The following is a 20,619-nucleotide window of genomic DNA, read 5'->3' as shown; positions in this document are numbered from 1 at the left end:
GACGCCGATCAGTCGATACCGTCCGATCAGCTGCGTGTCTGTTGCAGCGCGTCGTAGTGCATGTCTGCCATCCGGTGCGCGTCGATGGTCGCGCACTGTTCGGCGATCGCCTCGCGATGCGCGGGGCGGTCCCAGCAGCGCGCGGTGTAGGCCTGCAGGACATCGCGGCCGTCGAGGAGGTCCAGACGATGCGCGATCTTCAGCACCGAGGACAGCATGAGATCGGCAACCGAGAAGTCGTCTCCGACAATCCAGGTCCGCGTGCCGAGCGCATCCTGCAGGTCGCTCAGACGCGTGCGCGCGGCGTCTTCGACGACCGGGCGACGCGCAGCCTGCTGCGCTGGATCCCTGGTGAAATACGCGACCTCCGCGACATTCATCAAAGCCGGCTCGACCGAGTTCAGCGCCGCGATGACCCAGCAGCTCGCGAGCGCGCGCTCGCCGGGATCCAGCGGCAGCAGTTTCCCCGCACGCGTGGCGACATCGAGCACCAACGCGCCTGATTCGAACAACGGCGGCCGGCCGTCTTCCTCGAGCACCGGCACCTGACCGAAGGGCTGGGCGCGACGGTACTCGGCGGATTTCATGCCAGGCGCGTCAAGCAGACGCACCTCGTAGGGCCAGCCCACCTCACGCAGCACCCAGCGCACGCGGTGATCCCGGACCTGCCCCGCCGCAAAGGGCGGTGCCCATTTCATTGCGGTGATCCGGATCATGTTTACCCTCCCGCGCGACGGATGTGCGCAGGCTGAGGCGGCGGACTGTAGAACCAGGTGAACACCGTGGAATGACGTCACCGCATTGACGCGGACGTCCAGGCGCACGTCGGCGACGCGGGACGCGCGAAGCGCACGTAGCCGGTCCGCGCCGTCCCGGCGCAGTGCGCCGGGACGGATCACACGATCAGGCGGCCTGCTGGACCTGACCGATTTCCTTCTCCGCGTCGGTCGCGTCGCGCACCGCGACGATCTCGATCGCGAAATGCAGGGTCTTGCCGGCGAGCGGATGATTGCCGTCGATCTTGACCTCGGTGTCGCCCACCTCGACCACGGTCACCAGCATCGGACCGGCGCCGCCCTGGGCCTGGAACTGCATGCCCGGCTCGATCGTGTCGATGCCCTGGAATGCCTGGCGCGGGACGGCCTGGACGAGGCTGTCGTTGCGCAGGCCGTAGCCTTCTTCAGGCTTCACGTCGACCTTCAGCGTATCGCCGGCTTTGCGGCCTTCCAGCGCCTGCTCCAGGCCCGGCACGATGTTGCCGCCGCCATGGAAGTACGGCAAAGGATTGGCTTCCGCCGACTTGTCGATGACGTTGCCGTCGTCGTCAGTGAGGGTGTAGTGGAACGTGGCGACGCGCGCAGCGGCGATCTCCATGGACGAACTCCTTGGATGGAATAGAACGAAGGGAATGCTGCAGAAGGCACCGGTAAAACGCACGATGCAGCAGCGATGGAACGCCGCTCACGATACCGGCCGGGCCCTTCGCGCGCAAACCTGCAGCCCTGCGCGTTCGACGCCCGTACACTTCGACAGCGCGCAGCAAATGGCGGAAATTCCCGCATATCCGCCGCATTTCCACTGGACGACGATGCACGCAGACGACACCGCCGACGAGACACCGCCGCAGATCTGGGTCGATGCCGACGCCTGCCCGGTGGTGATCCGCGACATCCTGTTCCGCGCCGCGCAGCGCGCGCAGGTCCACGTGACTTTCGTCGCCAACCAGTGGCTGCGCACGCCGGTTTCGCGCTACCTCCGGGCGATGCAGGTCTCCGGTGGCTACGACGTCGCCGACGACGCGATCGCCGCGCGTGCGCGCCCGGGCGATCTCGTCGTCACCCAGGACATTCCGCTGGCCGCGCGCGTGATCGAACGCGGCGCCGATGCGATCGATCCACGCGGGCAACGCTTCACACCCGACAACATCGCCGAGCGCCTGTCGATGCGGAATTTCATGGACGAGCTGCGCGGCGCCGGCGTGCAGACCGGCGGTCCTGCGGCGTTGCATGCGCGTGACCGGCAGGCGTTCGCCAGCCGGCTGGACCAGTGGATCGCCGGGCGTGACGCGCGACGGTGACGCACATCGATGCGCACGCCTTTCTACTGCACCGCTGCCAAGCGGTTCACAATAGCGGCATGTCACGTCCCCAGTCCCCCACAGAACCGCAGCTGATGCATCCGCGCAACCGCCACCAGGGTCGGTACGACCTCAAGCGGCTCTCCCGGGTCACACCTGCGCTGCAGCCTTTTCTCGTGCGCACGCCTGCGGGCGACACCAGCGTGGATTTCTCCAATCCGCGCGCGGTGCGCTTTCTCAACCAGGCGCTGCTGAAGGCCGATTACGGCATCGCGCACTGGGAAATTCCGGAGTCGTACCTGTGCCCACCGGTGCCGGGCCGCGCCGACTATGTCCATGGGCTTGCCGACCTGCTCGCAGGCGACCGTGACGGCGATATCCCGCGTGGCGATGACGTGCGGCTGTTCGATCTCGGCACTGGTGCGAACGTGATCTACCCGCTGCTCGGATACACCGAATACGGTTGGCACTTCGTCGGCTCGGACATCGACGAGACCGCGCTGCGCATCGCCGAATCGATCGTGCGCGGCAATCAGCTCGGCGGCGCGATCGAAGTACGCCCACAGACGCTGCGCGGACATCTGTTCCACGGCGCGCTGCGCAAGGGGGAGCGATACGCCGCCACGCTCTGCAACCCGCCGTTCCATGCCTCAGCGGCCGACGCCAATCGTAGCGGCCGCGACAAACGGCGCAATCTGGCGGCCCGCTCCGACGGTCCACCGCGCGCGTCGCGCAAGCTGCCCCTTAACTTCAGTGGCCGCGACGGCGAGCTCTGGTGCCAGGGCGGCGAAGCGCGGTTCGTGCGCAAGATGATCCGCGAGAGCGTGGATTTCGGATCGCAGGTGCTGTGGTTCAGCAGCCTGATTTCGAAGTCGGCGCATTTGCCGGGTCTGCGCGCCGAGCTGCGCAAGGCCGGCGCGGTGGAGGTCCGCGAGGTGGCCATGGCGCAGGGCAACAAGCAAAGCCGGTTCCTGGCCTGGAGCTTCCTGGCGACCGACGCCCGCCGTGACTGGTGGCGTGAGCCAGCCCATCCGACGCCGGACCACGGCAAGCCCTGACACATGCGCCGGGCGAGTCCCGGCACGGCACTCGACAGGTGCTGCCTACGCTGGTTCTCCCGTTGCCGGAGCACCGGATCGATGACCAGTCGCAGCGCCCGCACCACACTCGTCCTCATGCTGGCAGTCATGGCGCACGCCACGTCGGACGCACAGGCACAGACCGGCGAGCAGGGCCTGTTGTGGCGGTCCGGCGATCCGTTCGTGTTCTGCCGCCACGGCATGCAGCACAGTCCGAAAGCCTGGTACACCATTTCCGATTACGCCACGTCCACGCCCCGTCCGACGCCGGGCTACTGCCCGTGGCCGACCACCTATTGCCAGTATCAGCGTGGCTGGACGATGGACGAGATCTTCGCGTTCTTCACCTACCTGCGCATCTGTCCGCAGGCCGAGCGTTCCGGCCGCTGGGAAGGCGTGGGCGAGGGCACCCAGGCGCCGTTTTCGCACTGACGTTGCAGACACGTGGCGACGCGCAACGCAATCGCCACCCGCCCGGGATCGTGACCCCGGGTCACAGCGACTGCCGGCATGGTGTCTCGGTGATGTCGCCCTCTATGGGCTGCGCAAGATGACAATCCACCACAGGCTTGCGCCCGCCTTGCACCTGACGACAACTGCGTGGTCCGACCGACCTGCCCGCCTAGAGCATGTTGGTCATCGTAGCCGCCTCCCTGCACGCGGCCGTTCAGTCCTTCCGTCGCGCCGCATCCGTGCAGTGGACGTCCGGGGTCTGCCGGGGCCGCGTGCCTGACGACGCCGGATTCACCACCGCACTGGCATTTATCCGGTTCGGCCCGCGTTCGCGAGCACAGAACGGATACTTCCGATGGCACTGATCCACTCGATTCTCATGGGCGCCGTGGCCGGCATGCGCGCGATGACGCCGCTGGCCACGGTCGCGAACGCCGCCTGCAAGGGGACCCTGCCCCGCGGCAACGGCGCGCCGCGTCTGCTGTCGAACCGGCTGGCCTCGACCGGCGCCAAGCTGCTGGCTGCCGGCGAGCTGGCGGGCGACAAGATGGACGACGCGCCGGACCGCATCGTGGCGGCCGGCATGCTGGCGCGCATCGTTACCGGCGCCATTGCCGGCATGGCGCTGGCGCCGCGCGAGCAGCGTCCGCTGGCCGCTGTGCTCGGTGCCGGTGCGGCGGTCGGCATGGCCTATGTGACGTTCGACCTGCGCATCCGCGCGATGCGCCGCTTCGGGCAGAAGACAACCGGCGCGGTCGAGGACGCGATCACTGTCGGCAGCGCCACGCTGATCGCGCGCAGCGCGGCGCCCAAGCGCCGGGGACTGCTGCGCCGCTGATCCACGCGAAGCGCGTTACGACGCGCTTTCCGGTCACCACGCGTTCCGTGAAGCGTTGCTGGAGGCGTTGTTCGCGGCGGCGTGTGCGCACGTGAATCCGCACTGCGCAAGTCTCAACATCCGCGAACGGCCGACCCTACAATGCGCGCCCCCCGTCGCGGTCGCATTGCATGCACATCGTCGTTCTCGAAGAACTCAAGGCCTACATCGATCCGTTGACCCCCGACGAGTACGAAGCGCTCGAGCGCAGTCTGCTCGCCGAAGGCTGTCGCGATGCGCTGGTGCTGTGGGGCGACATCCTCGTCGACGGCCACAATCGGTACGGCATCTGCCAGAAGCACGACATCCCGTTCAACACGATGCAGAACACCCGCTTCCAGTCGATGGACGACGTGCATCTGTGGATGATCGAGCAGCATCTCGGACGACGGAGCGTGTCCGATTACCAGCGTGGCGTGCTGGCGCTGCGCAAGCGCGACATCGTCGCTGCCCGACAGCAGGCGCAGCGCATCGCGGCGCTGGAGACCGCGCCGGCCACGGGCACCGACGCACCTCCCGAGGACACCGACGACCGGCCGCCGTGGGACGACGCACCGTCGCAGGTGAGCCGCGCCGAGCTCGCCCGCGAGGCCAAGCTCAGCAGCAACCAGGTCGCGATGATCGAACGCATCCACGCCCAGGCCACGCCCGAGCTGGTCGAAGCGCTGAAGTCCGGCGCGATCTCGATGAGCGCGGCGGCGGCGGTCGCCAGCCTGCCCGAAGACGAGCAGCGCAGCGCCGCCCAGGCCGGCAAGGCCGAGCTGAAACAGGCCGCCAAACGGGCACGCGATTCGAAAAAGCGTCCGAAATCCGGCGACGAAGACGCGGCGGTCGCTGACGGCGTAGCGCCCTCGCCCGATGCGAAGGCGCTGCAGCGACGCGTCACCGAACTGGAACGCGAGAACGCGGACCTACGGGGCCAGATCGAAACGCTGCAGAACCAGATCGTGCGTCTGCGCGGCTGAGGGGCTGGAACCCCGGGATTCCCGGGCTGCGCCGACATGTGCCGCAGTGGGTTTCAGTTCCTGAATGGCGAAACTGGATGAGACCGCCTCCCAGATGAGACACTAGGCCGCTCAATCCAAGGGAGTTTCCGTGGCCAAGCCCAACTATTCGTTCGAAAAGCGTCAGCGCGAACTCGCCAAAAAGAAGAAGCAGGACGAGAAGGACGCGAAGAAGCGGGCCGAACGCGACGCTGCCAAGGGCACCGCAGAGTCGGGGCAGGACGCCGGTTCCGAGTCAGCCTGATCGGCAGCGCCGGGCGGCGCATGCCGCCCGGTACGGTCTTCGGATCTGTTGTTCCGCGCGACCGCCTCCGCGCGCGTCGACCGGGCGCAGCGCGCGCCCGACCGTCGGTTTTCATCGACGACGCGTACTGAATCACAGGTCTCGCACCGGAATACGGACAGCTCCGACACGCATGCGAACGTTTGTACTCAGAGCGCGGGCCGCGCCGACCGAGAGCCAGGCCTTACTGGCCGCTGTCGGCCAGGACGCGCACACCGAGATCCTCGCCCACACGCTGATGAACGCGATGTTCGTCGCGCAGGCGCATCGTCCGGACGTGACGGTCTATCTGGTGCTCGAGAGCACGCGGGATTTCTCCCGCACGATCCGCTTTGAAGTCAACGCCATGCGCGACATCGGCGGCTTCGACGAGCGGGCCCTGCTGGGCAAGATCGCGAACGCATTGGATACATCACGCGGCATGGGAAAGGACGAGACGCGTCCGGTGGAATCGGGCGTCGAGGTCCGGACGACCAGCTTCGAGCGGCTGGTGCAGACGCTGTCCGAAGACCACCAGCTGTTCCTGATGGATCGCAAGGGCACGCCGATCCGTGAGCAGGTGTTCGCGGACAATCCGTGTTTCCTGCTGACCGACCACATCCCGATGCCGAAGAAGACGATTCCCGGCCTCGAGCGCATGGGCGCGCGGAAGATCGCGCTCGGCCCGAAGATGCTGTTCGCCTCGCAGTGCGTCGTGCTGATCCATTACGAGCTGGATCAGAGCTGAGGCGCGATGTCGCTTATCCTTCTCTAGCTGGCGGAAGGTGCCCAGAGGACGTATACGGATGTTTTTACGGCGCGCTCAGTAGAGCCTGGACCCTCACCCGACGCGTTTTGCGCGTCGACCGCGCATCGAGTTCGGGGCAGGCTCTCTGCCGAAGGAAGAGGCGCTCGCTTTCCCGCATCTGTGAGGCACGACACACGTCGGCCGTTACGAAACATGTGGGTTCCGGCTCACAGGTCCCTTATCAGCCGCCGCGCACCCGCATCGTCAGGCCCTTGAGGAAATTGCGCAGCAGTTGGTCGCCGCACGGACGGAAATTGCGGTGTCCGGCCTGGCGGAACAGGGCCGACATCTCCGGCTTCGAAATCGGGAAGCCCGCGTCGGCGAAGATCTGGTGCATGTCGACGTCGGTCAGTTCGAACGCGACCCGCAGCTTCTTCAGCACGACATTGTTGCTGATGCGCGATTCAACCGGGCGCGCGGCCTGGCGCTCGTCGCGGCCACGGCGGTGCACGATCAGGCCGTCGAGCACATGCGCGAGCACGCTGTCGCTGCAGGCCACATAGCCGGGCTCGTCTTCCTTCAACAGCAGCGGACGCACGTCGTCCTTGTCGAGGGCGAAGTCGGGATCCACCAGTTTGGCGAGATCGACGACCTTCTGGTCGCTCAGGTCGAGCATGTAACGGATGCTGCGCAGGACGTCGTTGGTGATCATCGATCCAACAGGGCGGTTCGGAAGAGGCGCAATTCTACCGCTGTCGACCGGTGCGTCCCCGAAAGCAGTGCACGCACGCGCGTGATTTTCCGCAAGTACGTTCAAAACGGAGCGGGCGTATCGCGCGTGGCGGCCGGTGTGATGCGGGCATTCAACGCACGCGATCGAACCGGAACGTGCGCATGACCGCCTTGCCGTCGGCGCCGAAATGCACCGCGGTCTCGATCAGCTGGTCGCCATCCGGTGTGACCGCATAGACCCGCGTCGAGGCCGGCATGCCCTGCTTCGCCAGCGCCATCGTCAGCACGTCGCCGGTGGGCCGCTTCACAGCGATCGCGTCGGCTTCCAGCGTGTCGCCTTCGATCGGCACGGTGCTGCCATCGATCGGCACGGTCGCCGAGGACACACGCGCTGCGCCCTCGGCCGGCACGATCTCGACCCGTACCTTTAGCGCGCCCGCTGCCGCCTCGTCGAACGCCACCGTGACCCGCTGCGGCCGCGCCTCTGGCGGCATCGGCAACTGCACCACGTCGACCGACCACATGCCGAGCAGCCGCGCACCGTCGTCTGCCTGCACCGCTGCCGGCATCGCGAGCGCGATCACCGCAGCCATCCACACACCCGCCATCGTCTGTCGCATCGCTCGGCACTCCGGTCCGCGAAGGTTCGGGAACGACGCAGACCACACGGCCCGCTCGCCCTCGCCGCATCATCCACGCAATCGCCATGCTTGAGGCGCTGCGTCCGACGAACGCGCCGACCGGCCCCGCTCGCTACACTGCCCGCCCCGATTCCCGGCTGCACCCGATGTCCGCCCCCGTCCGACTGGCCAAACGCGTCTCCGAACTCGCCCGCTGCTCGCGCAGCGAGGCCGAGCAGTACATCGAAGGCGGCTGGGTATCGGTCGACGGCCGTGTTGTGGACATGCCGCAGCACATGGTGACCGACGAGGCCGTCGAACTCGATGCGGCTGCGAAGCTCGCAGTTGCCGAGCCGGCGACGATCCTGTTCCACAAACCCGCCGGTCTGGATGCGTTCGCCACGTCCGATGCCGCCCTGCCCTACGTCGAGCCGACCACGCGCTGGAGCGAGGATCCGACCGAAGTGCGCCTGCTGCAGCGGCACTTCCATCGGTTGACGCCCCTCGCGCCGCTGGAAGCCGAGGCCAGTGGTCTGATGGTGCTGAGCCAGGACGGCCGCGTGTGGCGGCGTTTGACCGAAGACCTGGATGGCATCGAGCAGGAATTCGTCGTCGAAGTAACCGGCGAAATGCCGTTCTACGGCATGCAGCGGCTCAAGCACGGCCTGCAGTACGACGGCCACACGCTGCCGCCGTGCAAGGTCAGCTGGCAGAACGAAGTGCGCCTGCGCTTCGCGATCAAGGGCGTGCGGCCGGGGCAGCTGCGCGACATGTGTGCGCAGGTCGGGCTGGGCGTCGTGTGGATCCGGCGCTTGCGCATCGGGCGCGTGTCGCTGGCGAAGATGCCGGTCGGCGCGTGGCGTTACCTGCCGGTCGAAGACCGCTTCTGAGCACAACGCGTTGCCGTGCGGTTGTCGGCCGGACCCGCACCGAAATCGGGCTTTCTAGCCGCCCGACGCTGCACGACGTCCGCTTCCGGATGCGACAGCACGCACGCTTGAGACAGGCGCCTGAATGCAGGCGCAGTCCGGCCCGCGACGCTTCACCCGCACACCCCCGGCTGCCGGTATCGTCTCCCGTCCACGTCGATAGAAGCGCCACCATGTCCAACCAGCACAAGAGTTCTCTGCGGCAGGCCAACGCGGCCATCGCGCGCGGCGACATCGAGGGGTTTCTGGCGTACTGCACCGACGACATCCAGTGGACGACCGTTGGCGGATCGACGCTCGACGGCAAGGACGCGGTGCGCGAGTGGATGACCGGCGCCTATGTCGAGCCGCCGGTGTTCACCGTCGATCACCTCATCGCCGAAGAAGACTTCGTGATCGCGCTGGGCAGCATCACCGTCAAGGCGGCAGACGGTACCGAGACGCGCCATGCCTACTCGGATGCGTGGCGGTTCCACGACGGCAAGATGGCGGAACTGCGTGCATTCGTGATCTGACGACACTAGATGTCCGCGACGCATTCGCGGATGCCGCAAATGCACGAACGCCGCCGGTGATGGAGAGATCACCGGCGGCGTTTTCACGTGCGTCGGAATCGATCGTCAGTCGTCGACCGTGCAGCCCAGCAACACGCGTGCGTGCGGATAGCCGGTGTCCGGATCGATCCACAGCTCCAGCACCGTGATGTCCTGGTCGGAGCGACCCCAGCTCCGGTAGCACTGGTCGTCCGCGTCGCGCCAGGCGTTGTCGATCGCCTCTTGGCTGCTGCGGCCGTAGGACTCGCCGATCACATCGAAATGATGTCGCGCTGCGAATGCGGTCGTGCTGGCAGCCACCGTGGTCAGCAGCAATACGCCGGACAAAGCCCACTTCTTCATCGGAAACTCCACGCGTCTGGAAGGAACCTCGACCTTTCCACTGCGATGCGACCGTGGTGTTAAGCATCGGTAAGACACGCGCGTTCAAGCGCGAGGCGATGTCCGTTACGTGACCGGGATTGCGTTGTGACGTGCCAGTGTCGCGTCGCGTTGCGACTCAGCCGGCCTCCGGCACCTTCGACGGCGCCCTTCGGCGCGCTGCAGGCTTCTTCGGCGTGGGCGAGTCGTCCGCGTCGGCTTCCACGTCGCCGTCCTCATCCTTGGCCGCCGCCATGGCCTCGGGCTCGAGTTCCTCGACGCTGCGGTTGAGTCGCAGGAACACGCCCCAGCCGACCAGCAACAGGGCCGCGGTCGCACCGATTGCCGCGGCGTAAGGCAACTGTTCCGGCGCTTCGTGCAGCAGGCGGAACACCGCGACCAGGGTTTCGATCGACAGCGCCACCACCAGCACCACCATGAAGCGCGACAGGAACCGGCGCACGCGCGTCGGCCCGCTGATCTTGACCTCCCGGCGCACTTCTTCCTCGAACACCGTCTGCGCCAGTTCGAACGCGACCAGCGCGATGGTCACGATGCCGATCGCATCGAGCACCGAGTCGAACCGTCCGCGCAGATCCATTGATTGCGCAGGCACCAGGGCCTGCCACATCTCGATCGCCGCCAGCCCGATCAGCGCGGCACCGGCGAACAGGAACAGGGCGATCACGGCGAGATAGCCGGCGGCGAAAAGGCGTTCGATGAGGCGCGTCATGGGCGGCGACTCTCGCTGTTCGAGACCCCGGGCCGCGTGAAGGTCAACCGTGGCGTTCCGGACGACGTCGTTGCACCGCCGAGGCGGCGCGATGCAGGTCAATCGGAAGGCGTCGCATCCTGCGAGCGCTGCGGTGTGTCGACCAGCTTGTCGACCGGGTAATCCATCGCGCGCGCCTGATCGATGAGCCGGCTGCGGATCTCCGGATCGAGCTGCGGCTCGCGCGACAGGATCCACAGGTAGTCCTTGCCCGGCGAGCCGACCATCGCCCAGCGGTACTCCGCTTCGTCGAGCGCGATCACCCAGTAATCGCCCCAGACCATCGGCAGCCACGACAGCCACTGCGGCGCGAATCGCACTTCCAGTGTCGAGGTCTTTCCGTCGACCACACGCGCGATGCCGTGTGCCTCGTTGAAGCTGCCGTCCTTCGTGCGGCAGCGGTTCAACACGCCGACCGTGCCATCCGGGTTGACGCTGTAGTTGGCGGTGGTGTCGTCGATGCATTTGCGCTGGAAGAACATCGGCAGATGCGCCTGCTCGTACCAGGTGCCGGCGTAGCGCGCGAGATCGACGGCGGCGACGGGTTCGTTCGGCACGGGCGGCTGGCGCGCCGCGTCGGCAGCGGCGGGCGCGGTCAGGCCCGCGGCAATCAGAAGAGGAGCAATTGGCAGGCGCATGGGCCACTCCGTGTGCAAAACACGATTCTCCGGGGGCGTGGCGTGCGGGCAACGTGAGGCTCCAAGATGCGGCGCGTTATCGCCTGAACAGAGCACGCGTGCAGTGGAGCCTGTTGCGAAATGACATTCATTCGCATCTAATACGCCTGCAGTTTCATACGCCCGCGGAGCGGGTAGGCAACCGACGCCGCCATTGCAGGGCCCAGAGAGGCGCTGCGGACGGAGCGATCCGATCACCCAATGCTGCCATCGGCAGCGGGACTGCAGCCTGGGAAACGCGCCGGAACTGCGCGCCCCAACGCACTTGATCGCTTTCCTCCCGCCCCGCTTGGCAAGGTTCCCATGTCCATGCTTCTGCAGTCCGTTGCTTCGATCCGCGCGCCCGCCAGCGCTGTCCTGTCGTGCGCCATTGCCCTCGCCTTGTCGGCAGGTGCGCTGCCTGCCTTCGCCGCCACGCGGGACGTTTCCGACACCGGGGCCGGCGCAACCGAACTCGATACGATCTTCGTGGTGTCGCAGCGCGCGGGCCGCGTCAGCAACGGCGCGACCAACCTCGACCTCGACATCAAGGACACGCCGCAGTCGATCAGCGTCGTCAGCAGCGAGCAGATGCAGAAGTTCGGCGCCGACAGCCTCAACGAGGCGCTGCGTCTGGCGACCGGCATCCAGGTCGAGGAATGGGAAACCAACCGCAGCAACTACACCGCGCGCGGTTTCGATATCGCCAACACCCAGATCGACGGCGTCGGCCTGCCCAACGGCTGGGGCATCGTCACCGGCGCGATGGACACCTTCGGCTACGAGAAGCTGGAGGTGATCCGCGGCGCCAACGGTCTGCTGACCGGCGTCGGCAACGCCGCCGGCACGATCAACTACGTGCGCAAGCGACCGACCAACCAGGCCGAAGGCTCGGCCGGGATCAGCTACGGGTCCTGGGGCACGACGCGCGGTGAAGTGGACTACTCCACGCCGTTCACCGAAGACGGCACCTGGGCCGGCCGCATTGTCGCCGCGCACGAGGAAGGCGATTCCTGGCTGCGTGGCAAGGACGACCGCCGCGACTTCGTCTACGGCGTCGTCGACGGCCAGATCGGCGAGAACGGCACGCTGACGCTCGGCACTTCGTGGCAGGACGCGCGCACCAACGGCAACATGTGGGGCGCGCTCGGCTTCATGTACAGCGACGGCACCCAGGCGCGCTGGGACCGCGGCGCATCGACCACGCAGGACTGGACCTACTGGGACACCACCAGCCAGACCGCGTTCGCCGAGTACGTGCACCAGCTCGGCGTCGACTGGCAGCTCAAGCTGGCCTACAACCATCGCGACGTGCGCAACGACGACCGCCTGTTCTACGCGACCGATTTCAACGCCACCGGTCTCGAGCCCGGCACCAATCTCGGCCTGTACGGCTATCCGTGGGGCGGCGAGGACGAACTGAAAGCCGATCTGGTCTCGGCCACGCTCAACGGCCATTTCCAGATGTGGGGCCGCGACCAGGAAGTCATGCTCGGCGTGGGCTGGTCGAAGAGCGAGAACGTCAGCTCGGAATTCGCCGGCGCGCTGTGCGGCGGTGCGCCGTGCGGCTACATCGAGATGCCCGGCTTCCCGTGGGCGGGCAATGTGATTCCCGAGCCACTGTGGGGCGAGAGTTCGGTCTACAGCACGCTCGACGAACGCCTCAAGCGCGCCTACGGCGCCACGCGCCTGGCGTTCACCGATCGCCTCAAGGCCGTCGTCGGTTTCAACTATGCCGAGTACCACCGCGACGACGTGAACTACGGCGTCCGCTTCGACCAGACCGAAAGCGAAACCAGTCCCTACGCCGGCCTGACCTACGATTTCAGCCCGAATGTGCTGGGTTACGTCAGCTACTCCGACATCTACCAGCCGCAAAGCCAGTCGGATGCGGACGGCCGTTACCTCGATCCGACCAAGGGCGCGAACTACGAAGTGGGCGTCAAGGCCGACTGGCTGGACAAGCGCCTGCTGACCACGCTGGCGGTGTTCCGCGCCGAGCAGAGTGGCCTGGCGACCGGCGCCGGCTACAACGACCGGGGCCAGTTCTATTACGAAGGCGTCGATGTCGAATCGAAGGGCGTCGAGCTCGAAGCCACCGGTCGCCTGAGCGAACACGTGGATCTGGTCGTGGGCTACACCGCGCTCAAGCTCACCGGCGACGACGGCGACGACACCTATCGCTGGGTGCCGCGTCGCACTGCCAACCTCGTGCTCAGCGCACTCGTGCCGAGCTACACAGCGCTGTCGTTCGGCATCGGCGGGCGTTGGCAGAGCGCGATCTCGAATGTCGAGAGCAACGGTTTCACCGTGCGCCAAGACAGCTACGCGGTGTTCAACGGTTTCGTCGGCTGGGACTTCCAGCCGAACGCCACGTTGCGCCTCAACGTCAACAACGTCGGCGACGAGACCTACATCAACACGCTGCGCTACAGCGGGTACTACGGCGCGCCGCGCAACTACACGCTGAGCCTGAACTACCGCTTCTGATCTGGATGCCCTGATCCACGTTTCCCGCCCTCTCGACACCGCAGCCGCCATGTCCCACGCCGCCATGTTCTCGACCCCTGCCCCGCGCCTGCGGCTCGCCGCGCGCATCGGCGCCGCCGTGTTCGGCGGCTATGCGTTCACCTGGGGCTGCATCGCCGCCGGTGCCGCGCTGATGTGCAAGGCCGGCATGGATTTCCACGATGCCGAGTTCCTGTCCAGCGCGCTCGGCCTGCTGGTGTTCCTGACGGTGTTCCTGTGGACATTCGCCACGCGTCGGCTCGTGCTGGCGTGGGGGGTGCTGGCCGGCGGTGGCGCGCTGCTGGCGGGCGTCGCGTCGCTGGTCCAGGCGAGCATCGTCTGATGGCGGCCCAGGGCGTGGTGACGCAGAGCTTCCGCCAGGCAATGGCATGGCTGCACACGTGGTTCGGCCTGGTGCTCGGCTTCGTGCTGATGGCCGCATTCTTCTTCGGCGCGCTGTCGGTATTCGATCGCGAGATCGACCGCTGGGCGATTCCATCCACGCGCTTCGAACCGCAGCCGATGCCGTCCTACGAGCAGATCCTGCGGCCGGCGTTCGAGCGTATGCAGCCCACGCAACAGGCCATCGATGCGATGCAGCCGCGCGTCGACGGCCCGATGCCCGAGCACTTCGACACCGTCGCCAACTGGAGCGCCTACACCACGCACCGCGATCCGGTGCTGGCGCTGTTCGCCGGCTTCCAGGTGCCGGGCGCCAAAGATCCCGACGAAGCGATCTTCACTCTCGGCACCATCGATCCGCGCGATGGAACCGCGCTGCCGGACGACCGGCTCAAGATCGGCAGCGGCTTCTTCTACCCGATGCACTACAGCCTGACGCTGGACTGGAAGAATCTCGGCTTCTGGATCGTCGGTTTCTCCGCGCTGGTGATGCTGGCCGCGCTGGTCAGCGGCGTGGTGATGCACCGCAAGTTCTTCCGCGAACTCTTCACCTTCCGGCCCGGCAAGGGCGGTCTGCGCAGCGTGCTGGACCTGCACAACCTCACCGGCGTGGTCGCGCTGCCGTTCCACTTCTTCTTCGCGTTCACCGGCCTGGTGATCTTCTCGGCGACGTATTTCTTTCCGGTCGGTCACACCCAGCTGCACGACCTGCACGATCTGCATGCCGCGACCGAAGCGAGCGAACTCGGCCTGCCGCACCAGCGCGCCGGTGTGCCCGCGGGCCTGGCGAACGTGGATGCGATGGTCGCCGAGGCGCAACGCCGCTGGGCGGCGCGCGACATGGCCGGCGATGTGGGTTTCCTCGTGCTGCAGCACGTCGGCGACGCCAACGGATACGTCAGCGTCTACCGCGCCGGTACCGATCGCATCGCGCTGGTCGGCCAGGGCATCCACTTCAAGGCGTCCACGGGAGAACTGATCCGCGAGGATCCCGTCGCCACGCCGGTGGGCAAAGTCGCCGAATTCCTGACCGGTCTGCATCTGCAGCATTTCCGCCACTGGCTGCTGCGCTGGCTGTACGTGCTCGGCGGCCTGCTAGGCGCGGTGTGCATCGCCACCGGCTTCGTGTTCTTCGTCGAGAAGCGCAAGCGCCAGCATGCGAAACAGGGCAGCCAGGGCGCGCGCATCGTCGACGCGCTGGCGGTGACGATGATCACCGGCATGGTCGCGGCCACGCTCGGCATTCTTGTCGCCAACCGCCTGCTGCCGGACGATCTGCCGGCGCGCGGCGACTGGGAACGCTACGCGTTCTGGGGCACCTGGGCGCTGGCGCTGCTGCATGCGGGCCTGCGCAGTGCACCGGTCGCACGCGGTCTGGCGAACCCGGCGTGGCGCGAGCAATGCGGCGCGATCGTCGTGCTGGCATTGGCCGCCGTCGCGCTGAACTGGATCACCACCGGCGACCATCTGCTGCGCACGCTCGGCGCAGGCTACTGGCCGGTGGCCGGTCTCGATCTCGCGTTGCTGGCGACCGCAGCCATTGCAGGCGCCACCGGCCTGCACCTGCGCCGCCGCGCAGCGGCCACGGCAGCCGTCGCACAGCCGCGCCGGGAGGCGGCCCATGCATGAGGCGTCGCACGCGGCCTGGCTGCTGACCGCGGCCCTGCTCGCCAGCAGTGTCGGCACGGCATGGCTGGCCCTGGCGATGCCGGCGCACGGCCAGCAGGTGTGGGGCGCGCCGGTTTCGCCTGTACATGCGCGGGTGCTGCGCGTGCTGGGCGCCGTCGCGCTCGCCGTGTCGCTGGCGCTGTGCCTGGCGAGCGACCATGCCTCGATGGCCGCGCTGGTCTGGGTGATGTCCCTCGCAGGCGGCGCATTCGCTACCGCGATGGCCCTCGCCTGGCGCGCCCGCTGGCTGGCGTTGCTCGCGCCCTGGATCGGCGCCGCGGACACCGTCGCGACGCACTGAGCCTGCGCACGCCGGCTTAACCGCTCGAGTGGCCTGCTGGATGTACCGTCCACGAGGGTCCCGGCCATGATTCCGAAGAACACCATCTGCCTGTGGTTCGACGGCACCGCGCTCGACGCGGCGACGTTCTACGCGGACACCTTTCCCGACAGCGCGGTCCAGGCAGTGCACCACGCGCCGGGCGACTACCCGGACGGCAAGGCCGGCACGCCGATCACGGTCGAGTTCACCGTGTGTGGCCTGCCCTGTCTCGGTCTCAACGGCGGTCCGCACTTCCCCCAGACCCAGGCGTTCTCGTTCCAGATCGCCACCGACGATCAGGCCGAGACCGATCGCCTGTGGAATGCGATCGTCGACAACGGCGGCGCCGAAAGCGAGTGCGGCTGGTGCAGGGACCGGTGGGGCGTGAACTGGCAGATCACCCCGCGCGTGCTCACCGAGGCCTACACGAGTCGCGACCGCGCAGCGGCCAGTCGCGCCTTCGCCGCGATGATGACAATGAAGAAGATCGACGTCGCCGCGATCGAAGCGGCGGTACGCGGCTGACGCGGCATTCCAACTCCATCGTTGCGCGTTGCGCTTTCCACGCAACGTGCGCGATCGATGTCTCAGGGCGACGTCGCCTGTGCCCAGCCCCAGGCGAACGCGTCGGCGAGTTCCGCCACCTGGCTGTCCTGCGACGAGCCGATGCCGTGGCCCTGCGCGGTATCGACGCGCAGCAGGATGTCGCGCCGGTCACCGAACTTCGCGCTCGCACGCGCAGCGAACTTCGCCGCCATCCACGGCACCACGCGGGTGTCGTTCATGCCGACGGTGATCAGCGTATCGGGCAGATCGCGCGCGTTCTCGAGCATCACGTAGGCGTCCTGCGCGAGCAGCGCTTCGAACCCGGCCTGCGTGCGCGGATCGCCCATCTCGGCGAACTGGTTCGGCCCGTTCGGCGCCGCTTCGAGACGGCTTGCATTGAGCACGGCGACGCGCGGCATCAGGCCGGCGAACAGTTCGGGATGTTTCATCGCGGTCGCTGGTGCCAGCAGACCGCCGGCACTGGTGCCCATGACCAGCGTGGTCGCCAGCGACGCGACGCCCATGGCCTGCGCCTGTTGCGCGCAAGCGGCCAGGTCGTCGTGCGCATTCGGCTTGTTCGCCTCGCGTCCGGCCTCGTGCCAGGCGCGGCCGCGTTCGCCACCGCCACGCGTCCCGCAGAACACGAAGGCGCCGCCGCGCTCGACCCACGGCGACAGCAACGGCGAACTCAGCGGCGATGTGGTCAGCACGCCGTAGCTGCCGTAGCCCTCGACGAACGTGGGCACCGGCACATCCGCGGCGCCCGGCTTGCGCAGCACGACCATCGGCACGCGCGTGCCGTCGCGGCTCACGGCCTCCTCGCGCGTCGCGACGAAGGCCTGCGTCGGCGCCCAGATCGCGGAATCCAGACCGAGTGCGTCGATACGTGCGCCGGTCGCGCGGAATGCGCGCGTGGTCGTGGTCCAACCGCGCAGGCCGAACACCATCGATCCGCCATCGCCGTCTGCCGAGGCATCCAGCAATTCACTTTCGAACGGCAGCGCGATCGCCTGCGGCGTGCCTGCGCCACCGGCGAGATACAGCACCTGCGAGACGCCGTCGCGGGTGCCCATCACATAGAGGCCGTCACGCGTGGCGACCAGGTCCGACAGGATCAGATCGCCTGCGGGCATCACGGTTTCGATCGCGCCGATCGCATCGGCGGTCAGCGTGCGCCGGTACAGCGCACCGTTCGACGCCTCCCGGGTGCTGACGAAGTAATAGTCCGACTCGCCGACCAGCGCATCGGTGGCGAGCTGGTCGCTGTAATCCGCAAGCGTCCGCCACGTGGGCGTGCCCGCGCGCAATGCGGCCAGCGAGGTCACCAGCGCACGTGCATCGGCGCGCGCGCCGAAGCCGTAGCCGAACACCAGATCGCCATGGCCCGGCCCGATGATCACCGGGAACTCTTCCGACGCAAAGGTCGGCCCGCCTTCGAGGCGATTGCCGAGGCCGATGCGTTCCACCGCGCCCTGCGGCGTCAGCGCGACCACCATCGCCTGCGTGTCGAGCAGCGGATCGACGCCGCTGTCGGGCGCGTGCGTCATGCGCGTATAGGCGACCAGATCCGGCGCGAGCCAGAACAGTTCGAAGTCGCCGAAGGTCATGCCGTCGAGGCGGTAGCGCTCGCGTCCATCAGCAACATCGAGAATCGCGAAACGCCCGAGTTCACCGCCGCCCTCGCCCACCATCACCGCCACAAGCGTGCCGTCGGGCGACGGCGCGTAGCTGGCGATCGCCTGCGTCGCGCCTGCGCGGCTGGAGGTATCGAGCAACACGCGCTCGCCGGCGCCATCGCGCACGACCAGCTTCGGCACGGCCGCGCCCGGATCGCGCTGCAGGAAGAACAGGTGACCACTGGCGGATTTCGTGTCGCCGTAGGACACGCCCGCGCGGGTCGCGGCCCGCAGCATGGTTTCGAACGCCGCGCGCTCGGGCAGCGCATCGAGACGCGCACGCGTTGCCGCGCTGGCTTCGGTCATCCACGCCTGCAGCTGCGCCGCCCGCGCCGGGTCTTCCATCCAGCGATACGGATCGTCGATGTCATGTCCGAAGCGGTCTTCGACGAATGCTTCGGTCGGCGCCGGCGGCAAGGGCGCAGCGTGTGCAATGGCGGCGCCCAGCAACAGCGGCAGGATCGAGTAGGCAGCGTTCACGCGTTGGACTCCTGCAGCGCCGCGATGGCGTGCTCGACTGGAGACAAACGTGGAGTACGTCGCCGACCGGACAGGTGCGGCCGCGACGCGCTAGCCCACGTAGGCGAACACCGCGTACTCGAATCCGTTGAACAGAAAGCGGGCGACCTCCTGCATGCCCATCTTCAGATGGGCGCGCAGCGAGGGCGTGTTGTCCGCGCGGATGAAAAGCACGCCCTCGCGTCCGGGTTCCAGCACCCGCAGCGCATCGAACATGCGTTGCGCAAGACCCTGCCCGCGCGCGTCCGCGCCGACACAGATCGGGCCATAGACGTAGCCATCCGGCGCGCCCGGATAGGCCGCGAACATCGCGCGCACGATCGCCAGATCGGCATTCATCGTCCGATCCGTCGTCATCAGAAAGCCGACCACGCGATCTCCCCGCCGCGCGACGATCAACGGCATCGCCGCCATCATCGCGACCACGCGTGCCAGGGGCAGACTGGCGGCTAGCGTGCCGCCGCGCGCGATCTGGTTCTCGGCCTGCAGCGCGAGGATGCCGTCGAGGTCGGACGCATCCGCGCGGGCCACAAGGGTGGTGTCTTCGGTCATCCGGAAACCTGTACGCGCGAGGCGTCGAGCGGTTGCGTTCGAGAATAGCAACGCACCCGGCCTCGCGTGATCCCGTTATCGGGAAGATCTGCAGAACGCAGAACGGGCGCAGATCACTGCGCCGTTTCCTGCACACCAGTATTGGGATCGGGCCTGGCACCGCGTCGATCCGTATTGCGCGGGCTGCACGTGCTCTCGTAGATCGCGGGTGAAAGACCAGTCCTTGCGGCCGGCAGACCATCGATCGGTATTACGCTCTGACGGCTCATCTGATTTCGCGACTCGGGCCTTTCCGGCGCCTTCATCCCGGCAGAAGGCGCGCTGTATCGGGCGCTAGCGCCAAAAAAAGCGCTAGCGGTCACACAGCTGGCCCTGCGCCGCCGATCCGATGGCAGGTTCGAACCGGTTTCTCCGTTCTCCCGGATGTCGCGCGGCCTCTCGCCCTTCGATTTCGCACCCACCTGCCGGAGCGCCCCGTGTATCCACCCGATCGTCTGACCGCGTCCACCATCCCCGGCGCCGCGACTTTGCCGCGCCACCGCACCGTGTTCTTTCCGGCGATGGCGCTGCTGCTCGCCGTCGTCGTCGCGGGGTTCTGGAACACATACTTCTTCCGCTCCGAGGCCGACGGGCCGCTCGCACTCCACCTGCACGTCCACGGCTTCGTGGTGACCACCTGGTTCGTGCTGTTCGCGACGCAGAGCCTGCTGGTCGCCAACGGTCGCATCGCGCTGCACCGCCGCCTCGGTGCGCTGGGTGCAGTGATCGCGCTCTGCGTCGTCGTGACTTCGATGATCACGCTCGCGCAGCTCGTGGACAGCTGGCGCGTTCAGGGCATCGATGTCGAAGCGCAACGTCCGCTGCTCAGCCTGATCATCTGGGGCGATCTCGGCGCGCTGACCGCCTACGTCGTGTTCCTCGTCCGCGGCCTGCTGCTGCGTCGGCGCGCAGACGCGCACCGGCGCCTGATGCTGCTGGCCTCGCTGGCGATCATCTCCCCTGCCCTGATCCGGCTCGCCGACCTGCCGCTGTTCGGCGGTGTCGACGGTGTCCTGATCACGATCGGCGGCCTGCTGGCGCTGGCCATCGTGCTGGTGGTCTACGACCTGGTGACCTTGCGCCGCATCCACCGCGAGACGTTGTGGGGCGCACCGTTCTTCCTCGTCGTACATCTGGCGCCGGCGTTCCTCATGCCGGGCACTGCTGCGGATACCTGGCTCATGGGCCTGGTCTGGTAGGCGCGAGAACGGCTGCCGCAACCCGTCGTTCCCCAATGCTTCCAGTCAACGGCTTTCGAAACGCA

24 protein-coding genes are annotated in these 20,619 nt (G+C 67.4%); 15 read left to right on the top strand and 9 right to left on the bottom strand.

Features of this window, described 5'->3' with window-relative positions:
* Positions 1–26 precede the first annotated feature (26 nt).
* Both ACZ9YD_RS06195 and ACZ9YD_RS06190 read right to left on the bottom strand, forming a co-directional pair.
* Positions 27–698: a glutathione S-transferase family protein gene (locus tag ACZ9YD_RS06195; RefSeq protein ID WP_465074248.1), complete on the bottom strand. Its 672-nt coding sequence runs from the start codon at positions 696–698 to the stop codon at positions 27–29.
* A gap of 205 nt (positions 699–903) precedes the next feature.
* A complete protein-coding gene (locus tag ACZ9YD_RS06190) occupies positions 904–1,374 on the bottom strand; it encodes an FKBP-type peptidyl-prolyl cis-trans isomerase (RefSeq protein WP_465074247.1) in 471 nt (156 codons plus the stop codon).
* A gap of 214 nt (positions 1,375–1,588) precedes the next feature.
* Between ACZ9YD_RS06190 and ACZ9YD_RS06185 the strand changes: the two genes are divergently transcribed.
* From ACZ9YD_RS06185 to trmY, 7 genes are all read left to right on the top strand, one after another.
* Positions 1,589–2,077 carry a YaiI/YqxD family protein gene (locus tag ACZ9YD_RS06185; RefSeq protein WP_465074246.1) on the top strand — a complete coding sequence of 163 codons (489 nt, stop codon included), beginning with the start codon at positions 1,589–1,591 and terminating at the stop codon, positions 2,075–2,077.
* The gene (gene rlmF / locus ACZ9YD_RS06180) at positions 2,074–3,135 is read left to right on the top strand and encodes a 23S rRNA (adenine(1618)-N(6))-methyltransferase RlmF (RefSeq protein WP_465074245.1); all 1,062 of its coding nucleotides are present in this window, start codon (positions 2,074–2,076) and stop codon (positions 3,133–3,135) included. Before ACZ9YD_RS06185 ends, rlmF begins: the two co-directional genes overlap by 4 nt.
* A gap of 81 nt (positions 3,136–3,216) precedes the next feature.
* Complete coding sequence (locus ACZ9YD_RS06175) at positions 3,217–3,588, top strand: hypothetical protein (RefSeq protein ID WP_465074244.1); 372 nt, start codon at positions 3,217–3,219, stop codon at positions 3,586–3,588.
* Between the two features lie 376 nt (positions 3,589–3,964).
* Positions 3,965–4,447, top strand: coding sequence for a DUF4126 domain-containing protein (locus ACZ9YD_RS06170; RefSeq protein ID WP_465074243.1), 483 nt, complete (start codon positions 3,965–3,967; stop codon positions 4,445–4,447).
* A 170-nt stretch (positions 4,448–4,617) separates the two neighbouring features.
* Positions 4,618–5,451, top strand: coding sequence for a ParB N-terminal domain-containing protein (locus ACZ9YD_RS06165; protein WP_465074242.1), 834 nt, complete (start codon positions 4,618–4,620; stop codon positions 5,449–5,451).
* 130 nt (positions 5,452–5,581) lie between these two features.
* On the top strand, positions 5,582–5,734 hold the full coding sequence (locus ACZ9YD_RS06160; protein WP_465074241.1) for a hypothetical protein: 153 nt from the start codon (positions 5,582–5,584) through the stop codon (positions 5,732–5,734).
* A gap of 172 nt (positions 5,735–5,906) precedes the next feature.
* Positions 5,907–6,500 carry a tRNA (pseudouridine(54)-N(1))-methyltransferase TrmY gene (gene trmY, locus ACZ9YD_RS06155; RefSeq protein WP_465074240.1) on the top strand — a complete coding sequence of 198 codons (594 nt, stop codon included), beginning with the start codon at positions 5,907–5,909 and terminating at the stop codon, positions 6,498–6,500.
* Between the two features lie 241 nt (positions 6,501–6,741).
* Here the strand turns inward: trmY and ACZ9YD_RS06150 are convergent, their stop codons facing one another.
* Positions 6,742–7,212, bottom strand: coding sequence for a YehS family protein (locus tag ACZ9YD_RS06150; RefSeq protein ID WP_232135638.1), 471 nt, complete (start codon positions 7,210–7,212; stop codon positions 6,742–6,744).
* A gap of 151 nt (positions 7,213–7,363) precedes the next feature.
* Positions 7,364–7,852 carry a hypothetical protein gene (locus tag ACZ9YD_RS06145; protein ID WP_465074239.1) on the bottom strand — a complete coding sequence of 163 codons (489 nt, stop codon included), beginning with the start codon at positions 7,850–7,852 and terminating at the stop codon, positions 7,364–7,366.
* Between the two features lie 167 nt (positions 7,853–8,019).
* On the opposite strand from ACZ9YD_RS06145, the gene ACZ9YD_RS06140 reads away from it, so the two are divergent.
* Positions 8,020–8,742: an rRNA pseudouridine synthase gene (locus ACZ9YD_RS06140; RefSeq protein ID WP_465074238.1), complete on the top strand. Its 723-nt coding sequence runs from the start codon at positions 8,020–8,022 to the stop codon at positions 8,740–8,742.
* A gap of 212 nt (positions 8,743–8,954) precedes the next feature.
* Entirely contained in the window at positions 8,955–9,296 is a 342-nt protein-coding gene (locus tag ACZ9YD_RS06135) for a nuclear transport factor 2 family protein (RefSeq protein ID WP_465074237.1), read from the top strand.
* Positions 9,297–9,401: 105 nt separating this feature from the next.
* Here ACZ9YD_RS06135 and ACZ9YD_RS06130 read toward each other — a convergent pair whose 3' ends face one another.
* The 3 genes from ACZ9YD_RS06130 to ACZ9YD_RS06120 form a co-directional block, all read right to left on the bottom strand.
* Positions 9,402–9,677 carry a hypothetical protein gene (locus ACZ9YD_RS06130; RefSeq protein WP_465074236.1) on the bottom strand — a complete coding sequence of 92 codons (276 nt, stop codon included), beginning with the start codon at positions 9,675–9,677 and terminating at the stop codon, positions 9,402–9,404.
* A gap of 157 nt (positions 9,678–9,834) precedes the next feature.
* A complete protein-coding gene (locus ACZ9YD_RS06125) occupies positions 9,835–10,428 on the bottom strand; it encodes a hypothetical protein (protein WP_465074235.1) in 594 nt (197 codons plus the stop codon).
* Positions 10,429–10,526: 98 nt separating this feature from the next.
* Positions 10,527–11,105, bottom strand: coding sequence for a lipocalin family protein (locus ACZ9YD_RS06120; protein WP_465074234.1), 579 nt, complete (start codon positions 11,103–11,105; stop codon positions 10,527–10,529).
* Between the two features lie 342 nt (positions 11,106–11,447).
* On the opposite strand from ACZ9YD_RS06120, the gene ACZ9YD_RS06115 reads away from it, so the two are divergent.
* The 5 genes from ACZ9YD_RS06115 (at position 11,448) to ACZ9YD_RS06095 (ending at position 16,548) form a co-directional block, all read left to right on the top strand.
* A complete protein-coding gene (locus ACZ9YD_RS06115) occupies positions 11,448–13,613 on the top strand; it encodes a TonB-dependent siderophore receptor (protein WP_465074233.1) in 2,166 nt (721 codons plus the stop codon).
* Positions 13,614–13,662: 49 nt separating this feature from the next.
* Positions 13,663–13,974, top strand: a complete 312-nt coding sequence (locus ACZ9YD_RS06110; protein ID WP_465074232.1) for an iron uptake protein — start codon at positions 13,663–13,665, stop codon at positions 13,972–13,974.
* Entirely contained in the window at positions 13,974–15,662 is a 1,689-nt protein-coding gene (locus ACZ9YD_RS06105) for a PepSY-associated TM helix domain-containing protein (RefSeq protein WP_465074231.1), read from the top strand. Before ACZ9YD_RS06110 ends, ACZ9YD_RS06105 begins: the two co-directional genes overlap by 1 nt.
* Positions 15,655–16,002 (top strand): DUF3325 domain-containing protein, encoded by a 348-nt coding sequence (locus ACZ9YD_RS06100; protein WP_465074230.1) that lies wholly within the window; start codon positions 15,655–15,657, stop codon positions 16,000–16,002. The genes ACZ9YD_RS06105 and ACZ9YD_RS06100 overlap by 8 nt, the downstream gene beginning before the upstream one ends.
* Before the next feature lie 66 nt (positions 16,003–16,068).
* Positions 16,069–16,548 carry a VOC family protein gene (locus ACZ9YD_RS06095; protein ID WP_465074229.1) on the top strand — a complete coding sequence of 160 codons (480 nt, stop codon included), beginning with the start codon at positions 16,069–16,071 and terminating at the stop codon, positions 16,546–16,548.
* Between the two features lie 62 nt (positions 16,549–16,610).
* Here ACZ9YD_RS06095 and ACZ9YD_RS06090 read toward each other — a convergent pair whose 3' ends face one another.
* Together ACZ9YD_RS06090 and ACZ9YD_RS06085 are read right to left on the bottom strand one after the other, a co-directional pair.
* Positions 16,611–18,725 (bottom strand): prolyl oligopeptidase family serine peptidase, encoded by a 2,115-nt coding sequence (locus tag ACZ9YD_RS06090; RefSeq protein ID WP_465074228.1) that lies wholly within the window; start codon positions 18,723–18,725, stop codon positions 16,611–16,613.
* A 90-nt stretch (positions 18,726–18,815) separates the two neighbouring features.
* Positions 18,816–19,316 carry an N-acetyltransferase family protein gene (locus tag ACZ9YD_RS06085; RefSeq protein ID WP_465074227.1) on the bottom strand — a complete coding sequence of 167 codons (501 nt, stop codon included), beginning with the start codon at positions 19,314–19,316 and terminating at the stop codon, positions 18,816–18,818.
* 476 nt (positions 19,317–19,792) lie between these two features.
* On the opposite strand from ACZ9YD_RS06085, the gene ACZ9YD_RS06080 reads away from it, so the two are divergent.
* A complete protein-coding gene (locus ACZ9YD_RS06080; RefSeq protein ID WP_465074226.1) occupies positions 19,793–20,554 on the top strand; it encodes a hypothetical protein in 762 nt (253 codons plus the stop codon).
* Positions 20,555–20,619 lie beyond the last annotated feature (65 nt).

It is taken from the genome of Luteimonas sp. AC640a (genome assembly GCF_979256585.1).
The sequence above is the reverse complement of the archived record's forward strand: the minus strand, read 5'-3'. Positions and strand labels throughout refer to the sequence as shown.

Bases quoted from the DNA above. Each gene is read 5' to 3' on its own strand.
- ACZ9YD_RS06120 (WP_465074234.1), bottom strand. From the start codon at position 11,105: ATGCGCCTGCCAATTGCTCCTCTTCTGATTGCCGCGGGCCTGACCGCG.
- ACZ9YD_RS06175 (WP_465074244.1), top strand. From the start codon at position 3,217: ATGACCAGTCGCAGCGCCCGCACCACACTCGTCCTCATGCTGGCAGTC.
- ACZ9YD_RS06140 (WP_465074238.1), top strand. From the start codon at position 8,020: ATGTCCGCCCCCGTCCGACTGGCCAAACGCGTCTCCGAACTCGCCCGC.
- ACZ9YD_RS06145 (WP_465074239.1), bottom strand. From the start codon at position 7,852: ATGCGACAGACGATGGCGGGTGTGTGGATGGCTGCGGTGATCGCGCTC.
- ACZ9YD_RS06100 (WP_465074230.1), top strand. From the start codon at position 15,655: ATGCATGAGGCGTCGCACGCGGCCTGGCTGCTGACCGCGGCCCTGCTC.
- ACZ9YD_RS06110 (WP_465074232.1), top strand. From the start codon at position 13,663: ATGTCCCACGCCGCCATGTTCTCGACCCCTGCCCCGCGCCTGCGGCTC.
- ACZ9YD_RS06190 (WP_465074247.1), bottom strand. From the start codon at position 1,374: ATGGAGATCGCCGCTGCGCGCGTCGCCACGTTCCACTACACCCTCACT.
- ACZ9YD_RS06105 (WP_465074231.1), top strand. From the start codon at position 13,974: ATGGCGGCCCAGGGCGTGGTGACGCAGAGCTTCCGCCAGGCAATGGCA.
- ACZ9YD_RS06185 (WP_465074246.1), top strand. From the start codon at position 1,589: ATGCACGCAGACGACACCGCCGACGAGACACCGCCGCAGATCTGGGTC.
- ACZ9YD_RS06130 (WP_465074236.1), bottom strand. From the start codon at position 9,677: ATGAAGAAGTGGGCTTTGTCCGGCGTATTGCTGCTGACCACGGTGGCT.
- ACZ9YD_RS06125 (WP_465074235.1), bottom strand. From the start codon at position 10,428: ATGACGCGCCTCATCGAACGCCTTTTCGCCGCCGGCTATCTCGCCGTG.
- ACZ9YD_RS06150 (WP_232135638.1), bottom strand. From the start codon at position 7,212: ATGATCACCAACGACGTCCTGCGCAGCATCCGTTACATGCTCGACCTG.
- ACZ9YD_RS06195 (WP_465074248.1), bottom strand. From the start codon at position 698: ATGAAATGGGCACCGCCCTTTGCGGCGGGGCAGGTCCGGGATCACCGC.
- ACZ9YD_RS06165 (WP_465074242.1), top strand. From the start codon at position 4,618: ATGCACATCGTCGTTCTCGAAGAACTCAAGGCCTACATCGATCCGTTG.
- ACZ9YD_RS06115 (WP_465074233.1), top strand. From the start codon at position 11,448: ATGTCCATGCTTCTGCAGTCCGTTGCTTCGATCCGCGCGCCCGCCAGC.
- ACZ9YD_RS06085 (WP_465074227.1), bottom strand. From the start codon at position 19,316: ATGACCGAAGACACCACCCTTGTGGCCCGCGCGGATGCGTCCGACCTC.
- trmY (WP_465074240.1), top strand. From the start codon at position 5,907: ATGCGAACGTTTGTACTCAGAGCGCGGGCCGCGCCGACCGAGAGCCAG.
- ACZ9YD_RS06170 (WP_465074243.1), top strand. From the start codon at position 3,965: ATGGCACTGATCCACTCGATTCTCATGGGCGCCGTGGCCGGCATGCGC.
- ACZ9YD_RS06135 (WP_465074237.1), top strand. From the start codon at position 8,955: ATGTCCAACCAGCACAAGAGTTCTCTGCGGCAGGCCAACGCGGCCATC.
- ACZ9YD_RS06095 (WP_465074229.1), top strand. From the start codon at position 16,069: ATGATTCCGAAGAACACCATCTGCCTGTGGTTCGACGGCACCGCGCTC.